The 17,512-nt window shown below is 70.7% G+C and carries 16 protein-coding genes and 1 pseudogene; 7 read left to right on the forward strand and 10 right to left on the reverse strand.

The genetic code is table 11. The annotated features are described in order from the left end of the window. Positions 1 to 110 precede the first annotated feature (110 nt). From ACFWWQ_RS26675 to hemL, 3 genes are all read right to left on the reverse strand, one after another. A complete protein-coding gene (locus ACFWWQ_RS26675) occupies positions 111 to 1,331 on the reverse strand; it encodes a hypothetical protein (RefSeq protein ID WP_384601067.1) in 1,221 nt (406 codons plus the stop codon). Positions 1,332 to 1,551: 220 nt separating this feature from the next. Then, positions 1,552 to 2,232, reverse strand: coding sequence for a histidine phosphatase family protein (locus ACFWWQ_RS26680; protein WP_384601069.1), 681 nt, complete (start codon positions 2,230 to 2,232; stop codon positions 1,552 to 1,554). Between the two features lie 104 nt (positions 2,233 to 2,336). Beyond that, complete coding sequence (hemL, locus tag ACFWWQ_RS26685; RefSeq protein WP_384601071.1) at positions 2,337 to 3,644, reverse strand: glutamate-1-semialdehyde 2,1-aminomutase; 1,308 nt, start codon at positions 3,642 to 3,644, stop codon at positions 2,337 to 2,339. 327 nt (positions 3,645 to 3,971) lie between these two features. Between hemL and ACFWWQ_RS26690 the strand changes: the two genes are divergently transcribed. Then, on the forward strand, positions 3,972 to 4,523 hold the full coding sequence (locus ACFWWQ_RS26690) for a hypothetical protein (protein ID WP_143941090.1): 552 nt from the start codon (positions 3,972 to 3,974) through the stop codon (positions 4,521 to 4,523). Between the two features lie 144 nt (positions 4,524 to 4,667). Here the strand turns inward: ACFWWQ_RS26690 and ACFWWQ_RS26695 are convergent, their stop codons facing one another. After that, positions 4,668 to 5,327, reverse strand: coding sequence for a TetR family transcriptional regulator (locus tag ACFWWQ_RS26695; RefSeq protein ID WP_384601074.1), 660 nt, complete (start codon positions 5,325 to 5,327; stop codon positions 4,668 to 4,670). Between the two features lie 309 nt (positions 5,328 to 5,636). Between ACFWWQ_RS26695 and ACFWWQ_RS26700 the strand changes: the two genes are divergently transcribed. The 4 genes from ACFWWQ_RS26700 to ACFWWQ_RS26715 all read left to right on the forward strand — a co-directional run bounded on the left by ACFWWQ_RS26700 (position 5,637) and on the right by ACFWWQ_RS26715 (position 9,565). Further along, positions 5,637 to 7,334 carry an FAD-dependent monooxygenase gene (locus ACFWWQ_RS26700; protein WP_384601077.1) on the forward strand — a complete coding sequence of 566 codons (1,698 nt, stop codon included), beginning with the start codon at positions 5,637 to 5,639 and terminating at the stop codon, positions 7,332 to 7,334. A gap of 203 nt (positions 7,335 to 7,537) precedes the next feature. Next, on the forward strand, positions 7,538 to 7,873 hold the full coding sequence (locus tag ACFWWQ_RS26705; protein WP_384601080.1) for a YnfA family protein: 336 nt from the start codon (positions 7,538 to 7,540) through the stop codon (positions 7,871 to 7,873). Positions 7,874 to 8,215: 342 nt separating this feature from the next. Beyond that, the gene (locus ACFWWQ_RS26710) at positions 8,216 to 8,980 is read left to right on the forward strand and encodes an SDR family oxidoreductase (RefSeq protein ID WP_384601083.1); all 765 of its coding nucleotides are present in this window, start codon (positions 8,216 to 8,218) and stop codon (positions 8,978 to 8,980) included. A gap of 177 nt (positions 8,981 to 9,157) precedes the next feature. Then, positions 9,158 to 9,565 carry a peptidoglycan-binding protein gene (locus tag ACFWWQ_RS26715; RefSeq protein ID WP_384601086.1) on the forward strand — a complete coding sequence of 136 codons (408 nt, stop codon included), beginning with the start codon at positions 9,158 to 9,160 and terminating at the stop codon, positions 9,563 to 9,565. A 64-nt stretch (positions 9,566 to 9,629) separates the two neighbouring features. On the opposite strand, the gene ACFWWQ_RS26720 is transcribed toward ACFWWQ_RS26715, so the two are convergent. The 6 genes and pseudogenes from ACFWWQ_RS26720 to ACFWWQ_RS26745 all read right to left on the reverse strand — a co-directional run bounded on the left by ACFWWQ_RS26720 (position 9,630) and on the right by ACFWWQ_RS26745 (position 15,286). Then, on the reverse strand, positions 9,630 to 10,382 hold the full coding sequence (locus ACFWWQ_RS26720) for a PP2C family protein-serine/threonine phosphatase (protein WP_384601089.1): 753 nt from the start codon (positions 10,380 to 10,382) through the stop codon (positions 9,630 to 9,632). A 261-nt stretch (positions 10,383 to 10,643) separates the two neighbouring features. Continuing rightward, positions 10,644 to 11,093: a hypothetical protein gene (locus ACFWWQ_RS26725; RefSeq protein WP_384601091.1), complete on the reverse strand. Its 450-nt coding sequence runs from the start codon at positions 11,091 to 11,093 to the stop codon at positions 10,644 to 10,646. Between the two features lie 124 nt (positions 11,094 to 11,217). Continuing rightward, entirely contained in the window at positions 11,218 to 11,622 is a 405-nt protein-coding gene (locus tag ACFWWQ_RS26730) for a hypothetical protein (RefSeq protein ID WP_384601093.1), read from the reverse strand. A 205-nt stretch (positions 11,623 to 11,827) separates the two neighbouring features. Further along, positions 11,828 to 12,283, reverse strand: a pseudogene (locus ACFWWQ_RS26735) (RtcB family protein); the annotation flags it as partial. Between the two features lie 121 nt (positions 12,284 to 12,404). Then, complete coding sequence (locus ACFWWQ_RS26740) at positions 12,405 to 13,328, reverse strand: hypothetical protein (RefSeq protein WP_384601096.1); 924 nt, start codon at positions 13,326 to 13,328, stop codon at positions 12,405 to 12,407. 701 nt (positions 13,329 to 14,029) lie between these two features. Next, positions 14,030 to 15,286, reverse strand: coding sequence for an RtcB family protein (locus ACFWWQ_RS26745; protein WP_384601099.1), 1,257 nt, complete (start codon positions 15,284 to 15,286; stop codon positions 14,030 to 14,032). Between the two features lie 170 nt (positions 15,287 to 15,456). Between ACFWWQ_RS26745 and ACFWWQ_RS26750 the strand changes: the two genes are divergently transcribed. Together ACFWWQ_RS26750 and ACFWWQ_RS26755 are read left to right on the forward strand one after the other, a co-directional pair. Beyond that, positions 15,457 to 16,428 carry a hypothetical protein gene (locus tag ACFWWQ_RS26750; RefSeq protein ID WP_384601102.1) on the forward strand — a complete coding sequence of 324 codons (972 nt, stop codon included), beginning with the start codon at positions 15,457 to 15,459 and terminating at the stop codon, positions 16,426 to 16,428. A 201-nt stretch (positions 16,429 to 16,629) separates the two neighbouring features. Continuing rightward, positions 16,630 to 17,463, forward strand: coding sequence for a DUF3558 family protein (locus tag ACFWWQ_RS26755; RefSeq protein ID WP_384601105.1), 834 nt, complete (start codon positions 16,630 to 16,632; stop codon positions 17,461 to 17,463). The last annotated feature ends 49 nt before the right edge of the window (positions 17,464 to 17,512 follow it).

Raw genomic sequence — 17,512 nt, forward strand, 5'->3', positions numbered from 1 at the left:
GCTTGGGCGTATTCGGTATTTTTGGCGCCCCCCTCCCCGACCGGATCCCGCCACTAATGGGCATGTCACGGCGGTGCGCGCCCCGCCGGACGGGCCGCGCACACCCCGCGTCAGGCCGCGCCGAGGTACGTCTTCCACCCGCCGGTGGGCCGCTGGCCGACCTCCAGGGACTGGAGCTTGGCGAGGACCGCGGGGTCCTGTGCGTCGAGCCAGTCGGTGAACTGCCGGAAGGAGACCATCCGCACGTCCCGGTTCTGCTCGTTGGCGATGTGCTTGAACGCCTCTTCGACGGCGTCCATGTAGAGGCCGCCGTTCCACTCCTCGAAGTGGTTGCCGATGAAGAACGGCGCGCGGTTGGTCTCGTACGCCCGCTGGAAGCCGGAGATGTACGAGTCGGTGGCCTGGCGGCGCCAGGCCGGGTAGTTCGCGGACGGGGCGCGGGTGGAGTTCTTGGACTGGTTGGCGAGGATGTTGTAGTCCATCGACAGCACCTCGAAGGTGTGGCCGGGGAACGGGATCTGCTGGAGCGGGTAGTCCCAGATGTTCCCCTTCTTACGGGGCCACATCTGAAGGCCGCCGGGCGAGCTGGCGTCGTAGCGCCAGCCGAGCTTCTCGGCGGTGGGCAGCAGGTTCTCCTGGCCCAGGAGGCAGGGGGTACGGCCGCCGATCAGCTCCTTGCGGTAGTCGAAGGGCAGCGGCTCCACGTCCGCGAAGCCGGTGTTCGTCCGCCACTTGGTCACGAAGTCCACGGCCTGGTCGATCTCGGAGCTCCACTGGTCGGGCGTCCAGTTCTTGACCGTGCCGGAACCGGCGCAGAAGTGGCCGTTGAAGTGGGTGCCGATCTCGTGGCCGTCGAGCCACGCCTGCCGGACACTCTTCAGGGTCACCTTGATGTGCTCGTCGGTGAGGTAGCCGATGTCGGAGGCACCGGGCGCGTTGTTGGGCGGGAGGTAGAGGTACTTCTTGCTCTCCGGCAGGAGGTAGAGACCGGAGAGGAAGAAGGTCATGGCCGCGCCGTGGTCCCGGGCGAGTTGCAGAAAGCGCGGGAAGAGGCCGTTGCCGATCTCGCCCGCGCCGTCCCAGGAGAAGATCACGAACTGTGGCGGTGTCTGGCCCGGTTCCAGCCGCTCGGGCGCCTTGGGCTGGTGGGGCTGGCGTCCGTAGTCGGCGGTCGAGCCGTCGCCGATGAGCTTCGGCCGCGCCTGGATCGCGTTCTTCGCCCGTTGTCTGCCCGATGCGGTGTCCGTACCGGTCGAGCAGCCGGCGACACCCAGCGCCGCGGCCGCCCCGATACCCATTCCCAGCAGGTTCCGCCGACTGATTGCGCGCATAGCGTCGTCCCCATCCGTGCTCGCTGATTCCAATATCCATATAAATGGACAATCAGTTAGATGGCTTGGCGAACGCAGAGGTTCCGCGCTATTCAGCTATATCTTATGACTTTTCAGGTATTCAGCGAGTCATCCTTGACAAGCCGTCAGTCCACGCAAGGGCCCCGGAACGACAACGGGGCGGCCCACGACGGGGCCGCCCCGAGGACACACGCCCACGTCACGCGCCGAACGCCTTCGCCTTCCCCTTGACCGGCTTCGCGCCCGCCAACAGATGAGACGGGACGAGGTCCCGTGCGGGTTCGCTGTAACCCACGGAAACAATCTTGTCGCCGTGGAACGTGAAGGACGTCAGGGACGCCAGCGTGCACTGCCGCTTGCGCGGGTCGTGCCACAGCCGCCGCCGCTCCGCGAAGCTCCGCACGATCCAGATCGGCAGCTGATGGCTGACCGCCACCGCCTCGTGCCCGCGCGCCGCGTCCCGCGCCGCACCGAGCGCCGCCGTCATCCGGACGACCTGCTCGATGTACGGCTCGCCCCAGGACGGGCGGAACGGGTTCGTCAGGTATTTCCAGTTGCCCGGCTTCTTCAGCGCGCCGTCGCCGACCCCGAACGTCTTCCCCTCGAAGACGTTCGCCGCCTCGATCAGCCGCTCGTCGGTCGCCGTTTCCAGCCCGAGCGCCGCCGAGATCGGCGCCGCCGTCTCCTGCGCACGCTCCAGCGGCGAGGCGACGACATGCGTGATGTCGCGGTCCGCGAGGTGCTCGGCGACCCGGTCGGCCATCTTCCGGCCCAGATCCGAAAGGTGGTACCCGGGGCGTCGCCCGTAGAGCACCCCCTCCGGGTTGTGCACCTCGCCGTGCCGCATCAGGTGCACAACGGTGAACTCTTCGCTGCTCATGTCACCCATTCATTCAGTCGTCGGTCCGTGGATACGTCGGCCCACCGGGGCGTGCGGCCGACCGGTACGCGCCGGCCGTGCGCCCCGGCGGGCCGCGCTCCGGCTCAGGCGGTCGCCCCGGCGGCGGCACGGGCCGCGGCGGGCAGCGCGGCGGCGATCCGCTCCACCGCGGCGGCGTCGTGCGCGGCGGACACGAACCACGACTCGAACGCGGACGGCGGGAGGTAGACGCCCTGGGAGAGCATCGAGTGGAAGAACGCGGTGAAACGGAACGACTCCTGCGCCTTCGCCGCGTCGTAGTCCGTCACGTCGGCGTCCGTGAAGAACACCGAGAACATGTTGCCCGCCACCTGGACACGGTGCGCCACGCCCTCCTTGGCCAGCGCCCCGGTGACCAGCGCCCGCACCTCGGCGGAGACCGCGTCGACCTTCGCGTACGCCGCGTCGTCCAGCAGCCGCAGCTGCGCGACGCCCGCCGCGGTCGCGATCGGGTTCCCGGACAGGGTCCCTGCCTGATAGACGGGACCGGCCGGCGCCAGGTGCGCCATCACGTCGGCGCGGCCGCCGAACGCCGCGGCCGGGAAGCCGCCGCCCATCACCTTGCCGAACGTCATCAGGTCCGGGGCGACACCGTCAATGCCGTACCAACCGGCCTTCGAGACGCGGAAGCCCGTCATCACCTCGTCGGAGATGTACAGCGCGCCGTTGGCCGCACAGAGGTCCTTCAGACCCTGGTTGAAGCCGGGCAGCGGCGGGACGACGCCCATGTTGCCCGGCGACGCCTCGGTGATCACGCACGCGATCTCGCCCGGATGCGCCGCGAACGCCGCCCGGACCGCCTCGATGTCGTTGTACGGCAGCACGAGCGTGTCGCCCGCCTGCGCACCCGTCACGCCCGGGGTGTCCGGCAGACCGAAGGTCGCCACGCCCGAACCCGCCGCGGCCAGCAGCGCGTCCACATGACCGTGGTAGCAGCCGGCGAACTTCACTACCTTGGCCCGGCCGGTGTAGCCGCGCGCCAGCCGGATCGCGGACATCGTCGCCTCGGTGCCGGACGACACCAGCCGCACCTGCTCGACCGGCGCGATCCGCGCGACGATCTCCTCCGCCAGCTCCACCTCACCCGCACCGGGCGTCCCGAACGACGTGCCGTGCGCGACCGCCTCCTGGACCGCCGCGATCACCTCGGGATGGGAATGTCCGAGGATCATCGGTCCCCACGAGCACACGAGGTCGACATACTCCCGACCGTCGGCATCCGTCAGGTACGGACCGGTACCGGACACCATGAACCGGGGCGTACCGCCCACGGCCCGGAAGGCCCGCACCGGCGAATTCACGCCACCGGGCGTCACCTGGGACGCGCGGTCGAACAGCGACTGCGAAACAGGGGCTTCATAAGGAAAAGTCACAGCGATCCTGACCTGCATATACGAGGGGAAAAGGGCGGCGCCACACGGACACGGCCCGGCTGACAACGGTGCGGGAAACCCAGGCGGGCGACCGATCAGGCCCACGCCGTTCCTTCTCGGTCCCGCTGAATTCCTCCCGCTCTCGGCCGGGCGTCAGCCCCCGCGTGTCTGCGAAACTGGGGCATCGTACGAATGGGTCACGCCATCCATGGTCTCAGAGGCGCGCGGGAGCGTGCGGCGGGTCGGTTTCGCGCGCCCATGACGGGGGAGATTCTGAGACGATGATCGGGTTGCGCGGCTGAGGCCGCGAGTGGTCGGGTGGGAGATATGCATCGCGGTGGCGAACTGGGCGAGGGGACCGATGACCGGGGCCCTGAGCGCGCCCAGCGCGGCCGCCACCGGCGCGACGGGATCAAGGGTGGGGACAGCAGAGGCGGCCGCATGGGGGTGACGTACAAGTACTTCGGCGCGCCCAACGGCGCCACCGCTGCCCGCGTCCCGATCTCGATGCGCCCCGAGGAACTCGGCGGCGACGAGCTGGGCATGGGCGGCATGTTCACCAAGATCAAGCCGGAGACCATGGCCGCCATGGTCCTCACCGGCATCGAGGGCGTCCCGCTCCACAAGGTCCCACCGCTCGAACTCGTCGTACTGCACCCCGACTACGCGGTGGTCAAGCTCCCGATGACGGTCGTCGACCCGCTGCGCGGCATCGGCGAGGAGTCCGTCGGCGCCGCCGCGTTCATATGGTCCACCGTCCCCGACCGCGGCGGCCCGCGCGACGCCTACACCGTCTACCAGCTGCTGCACGAGTGGCAGGACTTCAGCCACCGGCTCCATGAGGCGGGGCATCAGGCGTACTGCCTGGTGTGGCCGTGACCCCGATGCGGCCGTAGGCGTGGTGCCCGAGGGCCTGGCGGAGCGCCTGCCCAGGGCCTGATCCCGGTGACCCCGCCGGACGGCCGCGGTGACGCCCGCCCGCCGCGGCCGTCCGGCACGCCGCCGCTCAGGGGTGTGCGCCGCTCAGACGCCCGGTACGCCGCCGCTCAGGGGTGGCGCGTCGGCGAGATAGCGCTGCACCGTGGGCGCCAGCCACGCCACGACCTCGTCCCGTTCGAGGTCGACGGCGGGCGGCAGGTGCAGGACGTAGCGGCACAGCGCCATGCCCAGGATCTGCGAGGCGATCAGCGCGGCGCGCTTCGGCGCTTCCTCGGGCGCCGGGCAGACACGTGCGATCAACGGCCCTATCTGGTCCCGGAACACCTCGCGCATCCGCTCCGCGCCCGCCTCGTTCGTCACGCCGACGCGCAGCATGCCGGTCAGCGTCTCGTCGCGCTCCCAGCGCTCCAGGAAGTGGCGCACGAGGCGGGCGCCCATCTCCTCGCGCGAGACGGCCTCCAGCTGCTCCGCACGCAGATCGATCGCGGACGCGGCGGCGAACAGGCCCTCCTTGTTGCCGTAGTAGCGCATCACCATCGACGGGTCGATGCCCGCGTCGCGCGCGATGGCGCGGATCGTGGCCCGCTCGTACCCGTCAGCGGCGAAGCGCTCGCGGGCGGCGGCCAGGATCGCGGCCCTGGTGACGTCGGAGCGGCGGGGGCGGGCGCCGGAGGCCACGGTGGCGGCGCGGACGTCCGCCGCCGCGGCGTTCGGGGGCGGTACGGAAGCTGCTCGGTCGGCCATGCCCACAACTGTATGCCCACGGGCGTGGACCACGGGAGCGCCGGACCAGGGACGAGCCGCAGGCATACCGGTCCTGACCTGCGCCGGAGCGGGATCCGAGCGGGCGTCCGGCCGCGTTCGCCCACAACCGTTGACTTCGCGGGCGCGGCGGACGTACGCTTGCCAACAAGCGTTGACCAACATGCGTTGGCACCCGTCCGAGAGTGGCCGGGGCGGTTCGCGTGAGGGGTCGGTGCGGGGGCGCCGAGCAGGGTGCGCAGCGCCCCGGCCGAGTCAGGTTGGCAGTACGTGTGGCATGGGGAGGCCGCCATGAACGTCATGCACCACACCTCAGGTACGGCAGCGGGGCGGGAGCGCACGGACGGCCCGGCGGGTACGGAAGACCTGCGGGCCGTGGAAGGCCCGATGGATGCGGAATGCCCGAGGAGCGCGGAAGGCGCGGCCGAGAGGGAGAGGGGGCCGGAGGGCGCGGTGGAGCCGGGGAGCACCGCGGGGCCGGACTCCCAGTCCGCCGATGCCCTGGCCGATGTGCTGGTCGCCGGGGCGGGGCCGACGGGGCTGTTGCTGGCGGGAGACCTCGCCGAGGCGGGCGTGCGGGTGACGCTCCTGGAGCGCCGCCCGGACACCGTCAGCAACCTCACCCGCGCCCTGGTGGTCCATGCCCGCACCCTGGAGCAGTTCGACGCCCGCGGGATCGCGGACGAACTCGTCGCCATCGGGCACCCGTTGCGGCAGTTGCGTCTCTTCGGCGGCGCCGCCGTCGATGCGAGCCGGTTGCGGACGCGGTTCCCCTTCGTCCTCGCCGTCCCGCAGTACGAGGTGGAGCGGCTGCTGATCCGGCGCGCCCGGGCCGCCGGGGTCACCTTCCGGTACGACTCCGCGGTGGAGGACATCCAGCAGAGCGCATCCGGTGTGACGGTCCGCGTCCGCCGTGAGGCCGAAGGGATCCGCACCCTCCGCGCCGCCTACGTCGTCGGCACGGACGGCGTCCACAGCACGGTCCGCACCGCGCTCGGGCTGCCGTTCCCCGGCCGGCCCGTGCTCAACTCCCTGCTCCTCGCCGATGTCCGGCTGGCGGAGCCCCCGAAGCAGCCGTTCGTCCTCAAGGCCACCCGCGACGCCGTCATCCTCATCGGCTCGTTCGGCGACGGCTGGTACCGCATCACGGGCTGGAGCCCTCACCACCAGCCCGACGAGAACACCCCCGCCGCTCTGGACGAGGTCCGCACCCTCACCCGGCTCGCCCTCGGCACCGACCACGGCATGCACGACGCCCGCTGGATCTCCCGCATCCACAGCGACGAACGCCAGGTCTCCTCCTACCGCGTCGGCCGGGCGTTCCTCGCCGGGGACGCCGCACACGTCCACTCCCCCGCGGGCGGCCAGGGCATGAACACCGGCCTCCAGGACGCCGCCAACCTCAGCTGGAAACTCGCCGCCGTGCTCCACGGCCACGCTCCCGAATCCCTGCTGGACAGCTATCAGACCGAGCGCCACCCGGTCGGCACGGCGGTACTGCGCAACAGCGGCGCCCTGCTCCGCCTCGCCCAACTGCACACCCTGCCGCAGCGCGCCGCCCGGGCGGCCGCCACCCAACTCGTCAGCCACGTCCCGCCGATCAGCCGGGGCGCCATCCGCCGGCTCTCCGGCCTCGCCCTCGCCTACCCGGCGCCCCGCAAGGCCCACCCGTTGACCGGCCGCCGCGCCCCCGACCTCCACCTCGCCGACGGCAACCGCCTCTACGAGCTGCTGCGCCGGGGCACCTTCGTCCTCATCACCCCGCCCGACGAGCCGGTCGACGTTCCCGAGGACCGCCTGACCACCGCCTCCTGGCGCAGCGACCGCCGCACGGCCCTGCTCGTCCGCCCCGACGGCTACATAGCCTGGGCCGACGACACGGCCGAACCGGCCGCCCGCGCCATGGCACTTCGGGACGCACTCCACCAGTGGACGGGAGCCGGCGAGCGCCCCGCCGCCGAACGGGCCTCCGGCCGGGCTGTTGCCTGAACAACCGGGCGCGGCGGGGTGAGCTGACCGGGCATCGGGCCCTACCCCCTCGGCCGGGCGGCGGCCCGCCGAGGGGGCGGCCCGCCGACGCCGGGGCCCGGGCGCCGGCTCGCCCCCGTGCGGGTTCCGGCCCCCGCTCGGCCCGGTTCGGGCACCAGCCGGCCCGACCAGAACGGGAGGGCGGGGCTCCTACCCTGGAGCGCATGATGATCGCCCGTTCCGTGCTTCTGTTCGTCCTTGCCGCGCTCTTCGAGATCGGTGGTGCGTGGCTCGTCTGGCAAGGCGTGCGGGAGCACAAGGGCTGGCTGTGGATCGGCGCGGGCGTTCTCGCGCTGGGCGTCTACGGCTTCGCCGCCACGCTTCAGCCGGATGCCGAATTCGGCCGCATCCTGGCAGCGTACGGCGGGGTCTTCGTCGCGGGCTCCCTCGCCTGGGGCATGGTTGCCGACGGCTACCGCCCCGACCGCTGGGACGTCACCGGCGCTCTCATCTGCCTGGCGGGCATGGCCGTGATCATGTACGCCCCCCGGGGCCGCTGACCCGGTCCGGAACGCCCCTCGCAACCGAGCCGCGAACCCCAGCCCCAAGCCCGCATCCGGGCCCGAGCCCCTAGCTGAAGCCCAAGCCCGTACGGGCCCCGCGCCCCCGCCGGGCCCCGCACCAAGCTCCCACCCGCACCCGGGCCCCGCCCGCACCCCGCCCCCGCCCCTCTCCTCCCACACCCCAACCGCCCACCCCGGCAAGGGCCGTGACCCACCACCGGACGGACGTCACCCCCCCATCGCTCGGCCCCCACCCCAAGATCGCCCCGCATATCCTGAGCAGCGCACCGTGCGCCCGTCGTCGCAGCGGGTGCCTCCACCCCGTCCCGAGGAGAGCGCATGACTGCCGAGGAGCGCGCCGCAGGCGCCCGTATCGCCGTTGTCACCGGAGCCAGCAGCGGTATCGGCGCCGCGACCGCGCGGCAGCTGGCCGACGCCGGGTACCGCGTCGTGCTCACCGCGCGCCGCCGGGACCGTATCGAGGAGCTGGCCGCCGCCCTCCCGAACGCCGAGGCGTACGTCCTCGACGTCACCGACCGGGCGGCCGTCGACGCGTTCGCCGCCTCCCTCGACCGCTGCGACGTCCTCGTCAACAACGCCGGGGGCGCCCTCGGCGCCGATCCGGTGGCCACCGGTGACCCGGCCGACTGGCGCGCCATGTACGAGGTCAACGTCCTCGGCACGCTCCACACCACCCAGGCGCTGCTGCCCGCGCTCACCGCGTCCGGCGACGGCACCATCGTGGTCGTGTCGTCCACCGCCGGGCACGGCACCTACGAGGGCGGCGGCGGATATGTCGCCGCCAAGCACGGCGAACACGTCCTCGCCGAGACGCTCCGGCTGGAGCTGTGCGGTCAGCCCGTCCGCGTCATCGAGATCGCCCCCGGCATGGTGAAGACGGAGGGTTTCGCGACGACCCGGTTCCGGGGTGACACCGCGAAGGCGGCGAAGGTGTACGAGGGCGTGGCCGAGCCGCTCGACGCCGACGATGTCGCCGCCACGATCACCTGGGCCGTCACCCGCCCACCCCATGTCAACATCGATCTGCTGGTGGTCCGCCCCCGCGCCCAGGCGTCCAACTCCAAGGTCCACCGCACCTCCTGAGGTCACCGGCCAGGCCGCTCGGCGCACCGTCGCGCGGCCACCGGGAGGGCGTTCGGAGCCGCCGCGGCGGCCGCTCACCACGTCCGCACATCCCACCCACAGAAAGATCACCATGAAGATCAACATCGGGGCCCACCAGGCCACATGGAATCCGCGTCGCGGGGAACGGGGAGAGGCGTGAGTACCTTCCGTATCCCCCTTCCCCGTATCCGCCGCCGTTCCGGTCGGGCCCTCAAGCGCGTCGCCGTACTGGCCGTCGCCGCGGGCGCGCTGACCACCGGCCTCTCCGTCGGCCCGGCCTTCGCCGCCATGGGCGACAACCTCGTGGACACCCCGGCCGCCTGCGCGTTCTACGAAGGCCGGCAGACCGCCGCCTTCGGTGACCAGGGTGACCGTGTGTCGCAGATCCAGTGCCTGCTCGCCAACCGCAAGTACCTGGGCTGGAACCGCCTCAGCGGGCACTTCGACGCCCCCACGCTCGTGGCCGTCGTCAACTTCCAGCGGAACTACGGTCTGGTGCCGGACGGCGCCGTGACCCCCGAGACCTGGAACGCCCTGTACCACGCCGGTACCTACGCGGCCTGACCTCTCCCCCGTCCCACCCCGTAAGGGCCGTCTTCGGGCGGCCCTTACGGCCGTCCGGGGCCGCTCAGTCCAGCCCGCCGATGCCGATCAGCGCCAGGGTGATGTTGTCCGGCCCGCCCGCCTCGATGGCGGCCTTCCACAGGGTGAACGCGGCCTTGCTGTTGTCGTCCGCGTACCGGCGCAGCACGTCGTCGATCTCGTCCTCCGGTACGGGATCGGTGAGGCCATCGGTGCAGATCAGGTACCGCGCGTCCGGGATGTGCGGGACGGCGGCGATGTGCGGGACGACGGGGGTGTAGCGCAGTCCGCCGCCCAGGGACTGGGTGAGGAGCGAGGTGGTGCGGCGCCCCTGGGACAGCGGCGGGTTGTCGTCGACGCTGAGCCGCCGCGGTCCGCCCGGCCCGGCGTCGAGCACCCGGCTGTCGCCGACGTTGAAGGCGAGGACGGAGTCCGCCAGGGCGACCACACCGGCGACGGTGGTACCCATGGTGGCCAGTGCACGGTTGCGGTCGGCGGCGTCGTAGACCGCGCGGTTGCAGACCGAGAGGGCGTCGCGCAGCGCGTCCTCGGAGGTCAACGAGGCGCTGGACATGGAGAGTTGGCGTACGGTCAGCTCGCTGGCAACCTCGCCGCCCGGCTGGCCGCCGATGCCGTCGGCGACCGCCACGACCAGCGGGTGGCCCAGCGGGAAGACCAGCGTCTGCGGGTTCTCGGTGACGGTCCCGCAGAGCGTCCAGGGGCCGGCCACCAGGCTGTCCTCGTTATGCTCACGGACCAGCCCCGTGTGGCTCAGCGCGGTCACGGTGACGTACCGCATCGACACACTCCCCGCCGCCCGCCCCCGGCCGGGCCGCCTCGACGTCGCCTCCTGCCACGAGACGCGCCTGCCGCACGCCTCCCCTCCATTGTGTGCCCGGCCCCGGCACCCCCGCCCGACGAGGACGGGCGGGGGCGGAGAGCGGCCCGGAGAAGGAGAGAGGAAAGAAGGCAACGAAGGCGACGAAGGGAAAGAAGGGAAAGAAGGGCGGCGGAAATCCGCATTCAGCGCGCCATCCGGCACACCATTCAATTCAATGGATCAACGCGCGGGGCACGCCACCGAAGTCAGCGGCGGAACGGGATCCAGAAAAAGACGCCCGTCGCTCTTTGCAATATCCCAGGTCATGCAGAGATGCGGCGCACGCATCTGCACCTGATTTTCCCCCAGCCGGGAAACGGAGACATCCCCGACATTCCCGGAATCCTTCACCTTGTCGACCAGCGAGGTGGCGTAGGCGTCGGCTCCGTCGCCATTGACGTAACGGGCCAGGCTTTCCGCATCGCTCTTGTGCAGGTTTTCCGCCACGCCGGCGGTGAGCTGCTGGGGCGATGCCGCTCCCGGGTCGGGCTCCTTCGCGATGCCGACGACCACTACGGCGATCCATGCCGCGAAGAGGGCAAGGCCGAGGGGAAGGAGAAGGCGGCCGCTTTTTCCCTTGCCCCCTCGGGGCTGCGTCGTCGGCGTCTCGCTCTTTCGCGCTGTCGGCATCCGCCCTCCTCATTTCCCCTGCTCCGTGCACCTGGCGGCGAGTGGACGGGAATCACCTCGGTGGATGCTGCCCACCCACCGCCAGTCAAGGGTACCGGATCATATTCCGGTCAGGAGCGCCGGATCATTTGTGGATCGTGATGCATGCCTTGGTGCCCGGGTACTTGCTCCAGTAACCGCACATCCGGGTGTTGTTCGGGAAGCTCTTGTTAATGGTTTTGGTGACCTTCTTGTCCTCCACCCGCCGGGCGCTCACGGTCGCACCCGTCCACTTCCATTTCCCGGCGGTGACGACCGGCTTGTCCTTCCAGGCGCGGTTGTTCGACTGCTTGTCGAGGGTGAACTTGTCGACCTTGAGCTTGGTCCCCTTGACGTTGAGGCAGACGGAACCCGACCCATCGGTGGAACCGGGGTTTCCGGTGCACCCCTCCGCCGAAGCGGCGGCCGGCGAAGTGGCCAGCGCCAGCAACGACACGCAGCCCACCATGGCGCTCGCGGCGAACCGTACGCGCCGAATCCGGTCTGTCATGGCTTCTCCCCTGTAGTGATGCGTTCCCTCGTTGCGGGCAGTGCGGCGCCGCGTCAACCGTACGGAATCCCCGACGGGCTGACGCGGCGCCACCTGCTCTCATCACTTTCTACTACAGAGGCGTAGGAGAGCGCCCCCTATATCGCCCGAAGCACGCCCGCCCCATGAGGGGGCCCGGCTGAAGCCGGGTGAGGTGCGACGCCCCTCACCCCTTCACGCAGACAACCTGCTTCAGCTTGGCAACGACCTGCACCAGGTCCCGCTGCTGCTCGATGACCTTGCCGATCGGCTTGTACGCGCCCGGGATCTCGTCCACGACGCCGGAGTCCTTGCGGCACTCGACGCCCGCGGTCTGCTGCTCCAGATCCTTCGTCGAGAAGCGCTTCTTCGCGGCGTTGCGGCTCATCCTCCGCCCCGCACCGTGTGAGGCGGAGTTGAAGGACTTCTCGTTGCCCAGGCCACGGACTATGTAGGACTCGGTGCCCATCGAACCGGGGATGATGCCCCACTCCCCACCACGAGCGCTGATGGCGCCCTTGCGGGTCACGAGCAGGTCCATCCCCTCGTAGCGCTCCTCGGCGACGTAGTTGTGGTGGCACATCATCAGGGCCTCACGGCGAACGCTGACCACGGCGGCCACAGCCAGATGCCGGAGCCGGAGCCGGACAACATGGAGTTCCCATCGACGCCCGCTCGGCTACCGGCCCGGTCCCGGCAGACGAACTCGGCCCCGAGATGCAGCTCGGTGAGCACGCGTGCCGGCGGAAGTTTGACGACAGGGCCTACCCCTCCACGCACCAGGCGCCGCACTCCTCCTGGGTGCCGGGAAAGAGTTCTACGCGGAGGTCGCCGCCGTCCTGGATGACGTAGGTGGGGCCAGTTCGGTAGGTCCAGCCGAGAGGGAGGAGGTAGTAGCGGCCGTTGCGTTCTATGAGGCGGCGGAGGCCGGTGTAGCGGTACCGGTAGTGGGCCTTGGCGCCCAGGTCCTTCACCTCCAGCCCGGGCCCCGCCAGGCTGAGGCGGTCGGTACTCAGGAGGACGACGGCTGGGTGGCGTACGAGGTTGGCGGCGGTCCGCCGGGCCTCCTGCTCGCCCAGTGCACCAGTGGCCAGGCTGAGTCCCCACATCACCAGCAGACCGGCCGCGAAGACCGGTACCGCCCGGCTCCACATTCTGAACGCGGCGGCGGACGGGACTACGGCGTCCCCGTCAGTGGCCTGGCTTTGGGCCCATGGGCTCTGGCCAAGGAGTACGCCAACCCCCACCAGAAGTGGGGCCGTCCATCTGTAGGCACCGATCCAGGGCCAGAGGAGCAAGAGGGCAAGGCCGGATCCGACCACGTAGAGGTGCGCCCGGGCGACGGCTCGCAGGGCGTTCTCCAGTGTGCGTATGAGGCGTTCCTGGCCATCCTCGCCGGTGTCCGATTGCGTGGTGGGGACGGAGACCGTAGCCAGGTGACGGGCTATCAGGACAACGAGGACGCAGACGATCGCCGTCGGGACGGTGACGAGATTCAGGCTCTGGATAGCCATCTCCGCGAAGCCGAGGCCAAGGCTGAACGCGTCCAGGCGGAAGTAGCTGTAGTAGGCCGTCATATAGACCGCACCCAGGAAGTACATGATGGCCACGAGGAAGGACGCCTGGGCCACGACGACGCCGAGGAGGCCGGCCGCCGTACGTTCCTCACCGGCTGGTGCGGAAGACACTGCAGGTAGCGCGGAGGGCGCCGGATTGGCGCTCATGTGCGGGACGGGGACGGGCAGGTCTCGCTCGGCGAAGGGGTCTCCTCCGGGGACGCCGAGCCCGTTGCTTCGGACGACTCGGACGGGGACGGCGAGCCGCCGGGGGGCGGGCAGGTCTCGTCGCCCGGCCCGCCATCGCCGCCCTCGTTGGTGCCGCCGTCGGTGCCACCGCTGGGATCCACGCCGCCGCCCGCCGGCGGTCTGTCATGCCCCTTGGGCGGCACCTCGACCGGGGGCACCGGGTCCCCTCCGTAACTGGGTCCGCCATGGCTGGTGTCACCGTCGCTGGGGTCACCCCCCTGCGCACCGCCCACTGACGCATCCTCGCCCGACGTACCCCCCTGCGCACCGCCCGCCGACGAATCCTCGCCCGACGTACCTCCCAGCGCCCCGCCGGACGCAACGCCACCCACAGCCTCACCAGCCGTTGGGGAAGAGCCGGAGGATGACGTCGGCGGTACGGAGCCTGACCCCCCGGAACCTTGGTGTGCGCAACCTGACGCGACGATGAGCGCTCCGGCGGCAGCGACGATGCGTAAGAGATATCTGTCCGCGTACGTCTCTCGGTATCCCATTCGCGGTCAGCTCTCCCCCCCTACCGGGTGCATAGAGAACAACGCTCGCCGGCAGGTCCCGGTTCCCTGGGGCCAGGTGCAGTGCTGGGCTCAGCCCTTCACACAGACGACCTGCTTGAGCTTCGCGACCACCTGGACCAGGTCCCGCTGCTGCTCCATCACCTGACCGATCGGCTTGTACGCGCCGGGGATCTCGTCCACGACGCCGGAGTCCTTGCGGCACTCGACGCCCGCGGTCTGCTGCTCAAGGTCCTTCGTGGAGAAGCGCTTCTTCGCGGCGTTGCGGCTCATGCGGCGGCCGGCGCCGTGGGAGGCGGAGTTGAAGGACTTCTCGTTGCCCAGACCGCGCACGATGTACGACTCGGTGCCCATCGAGCCGGGGATGATCCCCCACTCCCCACCACGGGCACTGATCGCGCCCTTGCGGGTCACGAGCAGGTTCATCCCGTCGTACGTTTCCTCGCTGACATAGTTGTGATGGCAGCTGATCACACCAGGGCGGTACTCGACCGTCCTCATCTGACCTTGACTATCTTCCTGCTGGCAGCTGATCACCGGGTCGAAGACCGGGCGGGCCGTGCGGAATTCCTTGCGGATGACGTCCTGGAAGAGGGCCATCATCACGGCGCGGTTGCGCTTGGCGTACTCCTGGGCCCAGAAGAGGTCGTTGCGGTACGCGGCCATCTGCGGGGTGTCGGCGATGAAAACGGCGAGGTCGCGGTCGACGAGGCCCTGGTTGTGGGGGAGCTTCCGGGCCTGGCCGATGTGGAAGTCGGCCAGCTCCTTGCCGATGTTGCGGGAGCCGGAGTGGAGCATCAGCCAGACGGCGCCGTCCTCGTCGAGGCAGCACTCGATGAAGTGGTTGCCGGAGCCGAGGGAGCCCATCTGCTTGGTGGCGCGGTCCTGGCGGAAGTGGACGGCCGCGGCGACGCCGTCGAAGCGGGACCAGAAGTCGTCCCATCCGGCCGTCGGGTACCCGTGCAGGGCGCCGGGATCGACCGGGTCGTCGTGCATGCCGCGGCCGACGGGTATGGCCTGCTCGATCCGGGAGCGGAGGCGGGAGAGGTCGTCGGGCAGGTCCGCGGCGGTGAGGGAGGTCCTGACGGCGGACATGCCGCAGCCGATGTCGACGCCGACGGCGGCGGGGCAGACCGCGCCGTGCATGGCGATCACCGAGCCGACCGTGGCGCCCTTGCCGTAGTGGACGTCGGGCATCACGGCGAGGCCCTTGATCCACGGCAGGGTGGCAACGTTGCGGAGCTGCTGCATCGCGACGTCCTCGACGGTGGACGGATCCGCCCACATCCGGATCGGCACCTGCGCACCGGGCAGCTCGGTGTACGACATACCTTCCTCATTCCCCCGAAAAGACATAGAACGCAAAACGCGGACCATCCATGCGATGCGGGACGGTCGACCGGCGCCTGCGGCAAGACGTGCGGTAGACATTGTCTCCATCGCCCGCCTCCCGGCGGCAACCGGATTTCCCGGGCATTCGCAGGAAGGAGCCCCGGACGATGCAGCGCAGGTCGTTCGTCCCCACTGCCGCATTGGCGGCCGCCGCGGCGCTGACCGTCGGCCTCACCGGCTGCTCGGGCGGCTCCTCCGCCCCGGCCGGTGACGCGAAGGGCGGTGACCCGGCGGCGCTGTCGCAGTCCGCCGAGCCAGGCCGCTACTCGACGCTCCCGGACGCGTGCCGGCTGCCCTCCGGATCGACCGTGCGCTCCATGCTGCCCGGCGACGGCAAGCGCCTGTCCGGCGACGAGGCGGCGCAGGTCTACGGCGGTCAGGCCGACGTCACGTACGACACGGACCGCCGCGTCGGCTGCCGCTGGAAGCGGGAGACCACCGCCGGGACCCGGCATCTGACGCTCGACATCCAGCGGGTCGTCTCGTACGACGCGAAGATCAGCGACGAGGACCGGGCGCGGGAGGTCTACGGCGAGCGGGCGCTGGCCGCGGGCGTGCCGCAGGAGGGCGCGGAGTCCGCGCCGCCGAGCGACGAGCCGAGCCCCTCCGCCAAGCCCGGCAAGGACGGCAAGGGCGAGAAGGCCGGCAAGGGCGGGAACGCCGACAGCACCGACGGCGCCGAGGCGCGGCGGGCGGCGGGCGGCGCCGCGGACGCGCTCACGGCGGGCAGCGCCGCGGACGCGCTCACGGCGGACGGCGGGTCCGGCGGGAAGGGCAAGGACGGCGGCAAGGGGGGCAAGGGCGGCAAGGCCGACGCCCCGAGCGGTTCGCCGTCCCCCGGCACCACCGCGCACACCCTGGACGACCTCGGCGACGCGGGTTTCCTGGAGGACGCGCTGGCCACGGCGGACTCCGGGGTGCACCGCGACATCACTGTGGTGTTTCGCACGTCGAACGTGGTCGTGACGTTCACCTACGACCAGTGGTCGACCGACAAGACGCGGGTGCCGGAAAGCCAGGAACTGCAGGACAAGGCGCATGCGCTGGCCGAGGAGCTGGCCGACTCTCTCAGCGAGTAATGCACTCTTCGCGGTGAATGATCCTTCTGTCGGGTTGTCGCCGAACAGTCCGTTTCTGTCGGTGATCTCCGGGGCGGACCGTCCGCGCGCCGCGTAGGGTCTGTCGCCGTACGCCCTGGTCCGGACACCGCTGGTGCCGTACGTTCCGGCGCACCGGAACGGCCCTGATGTGCCGGAACGACGACGAACAGCGAAGGAACCATGCACCGTTCATCCAAGCGACTCGCCAGCATTCTCGCCTGCGCGGCCGTACCGGTGATGCTCGTCGCCGGTTGCTCCGACTCCGGCTCGAAGGACGCCGCCGGCGCCTCGGACTCGGCGGCGCCCGCCACCTCCGCCGCGAAACCGTCGCCGAGCCTGGCCGCGGCGAAGTACGCGAAGCTGCCCGATCCGTGCACGGTGTTCTCCAACGGCACGCTCAAGCAGCTGCTGCCCAAGCCGAAGAACGACTCCGGCGAGAAGGGCAAGACGTCGGACCCGAACGCCAGCGCCACCTGCTCCTGGTACAGCTCGAAGTCCGAGGGCGTCGACGGCAGCCAGTTCCGCTGGCTGGACGTCAGCTTCAAGCGGTACGACTCCGAGGCGGCGGTGAACACCACCGGCGAGAAGCGCGCCGAGGAGTTCTACGCGAAGCAGGTCGACCTGGCGAAGGCCACCGAGAACGCCACGAAGGTGCAGTCCGGCGCGGTCGACGGCACCGGTGACGCGGCGACCTGGATCACGTACCACATGAAGAGCAAGGGCAACGACTACCGCAACCAGACGGTCGTCGTCCATGCCGACAACATCGTGGTGACGCTGAACTACAACGGCGCGGGTCTCGCCGGTGGTGGCACCCCCGACAGCAGCGATCTGCTGAAGGACGCCGAGAAGGCCGCGAAGGAAGCCGTCGAGGCGGCGACCGGCAAGCCCGCCGCCCCGGACGCCTCGCAGAGCGCCACCGGCAAGGCGACGGACGAGGCCAAGAAGAACGACAAGGGCTCGAAGGACGGCAAGGACGCCAAGGGATCCGACGCCAAGGACTCCAAGAGCTGACGCCGGGCGGCCGACCCCGTACGCGACTGCGCCCGCCACCCCCGAGGGG

It is taken from the genome of Streptomyces sp. NPDC059080, assembly GCF_042739975.1.
Taxonomy (GTDB): domain Bacteria; phylum Actinomycetota; class Actinomycetes; order Streptomycetales; family Streptomycetaceae; genus Streptomyces; species Streptomyces benahoarensis.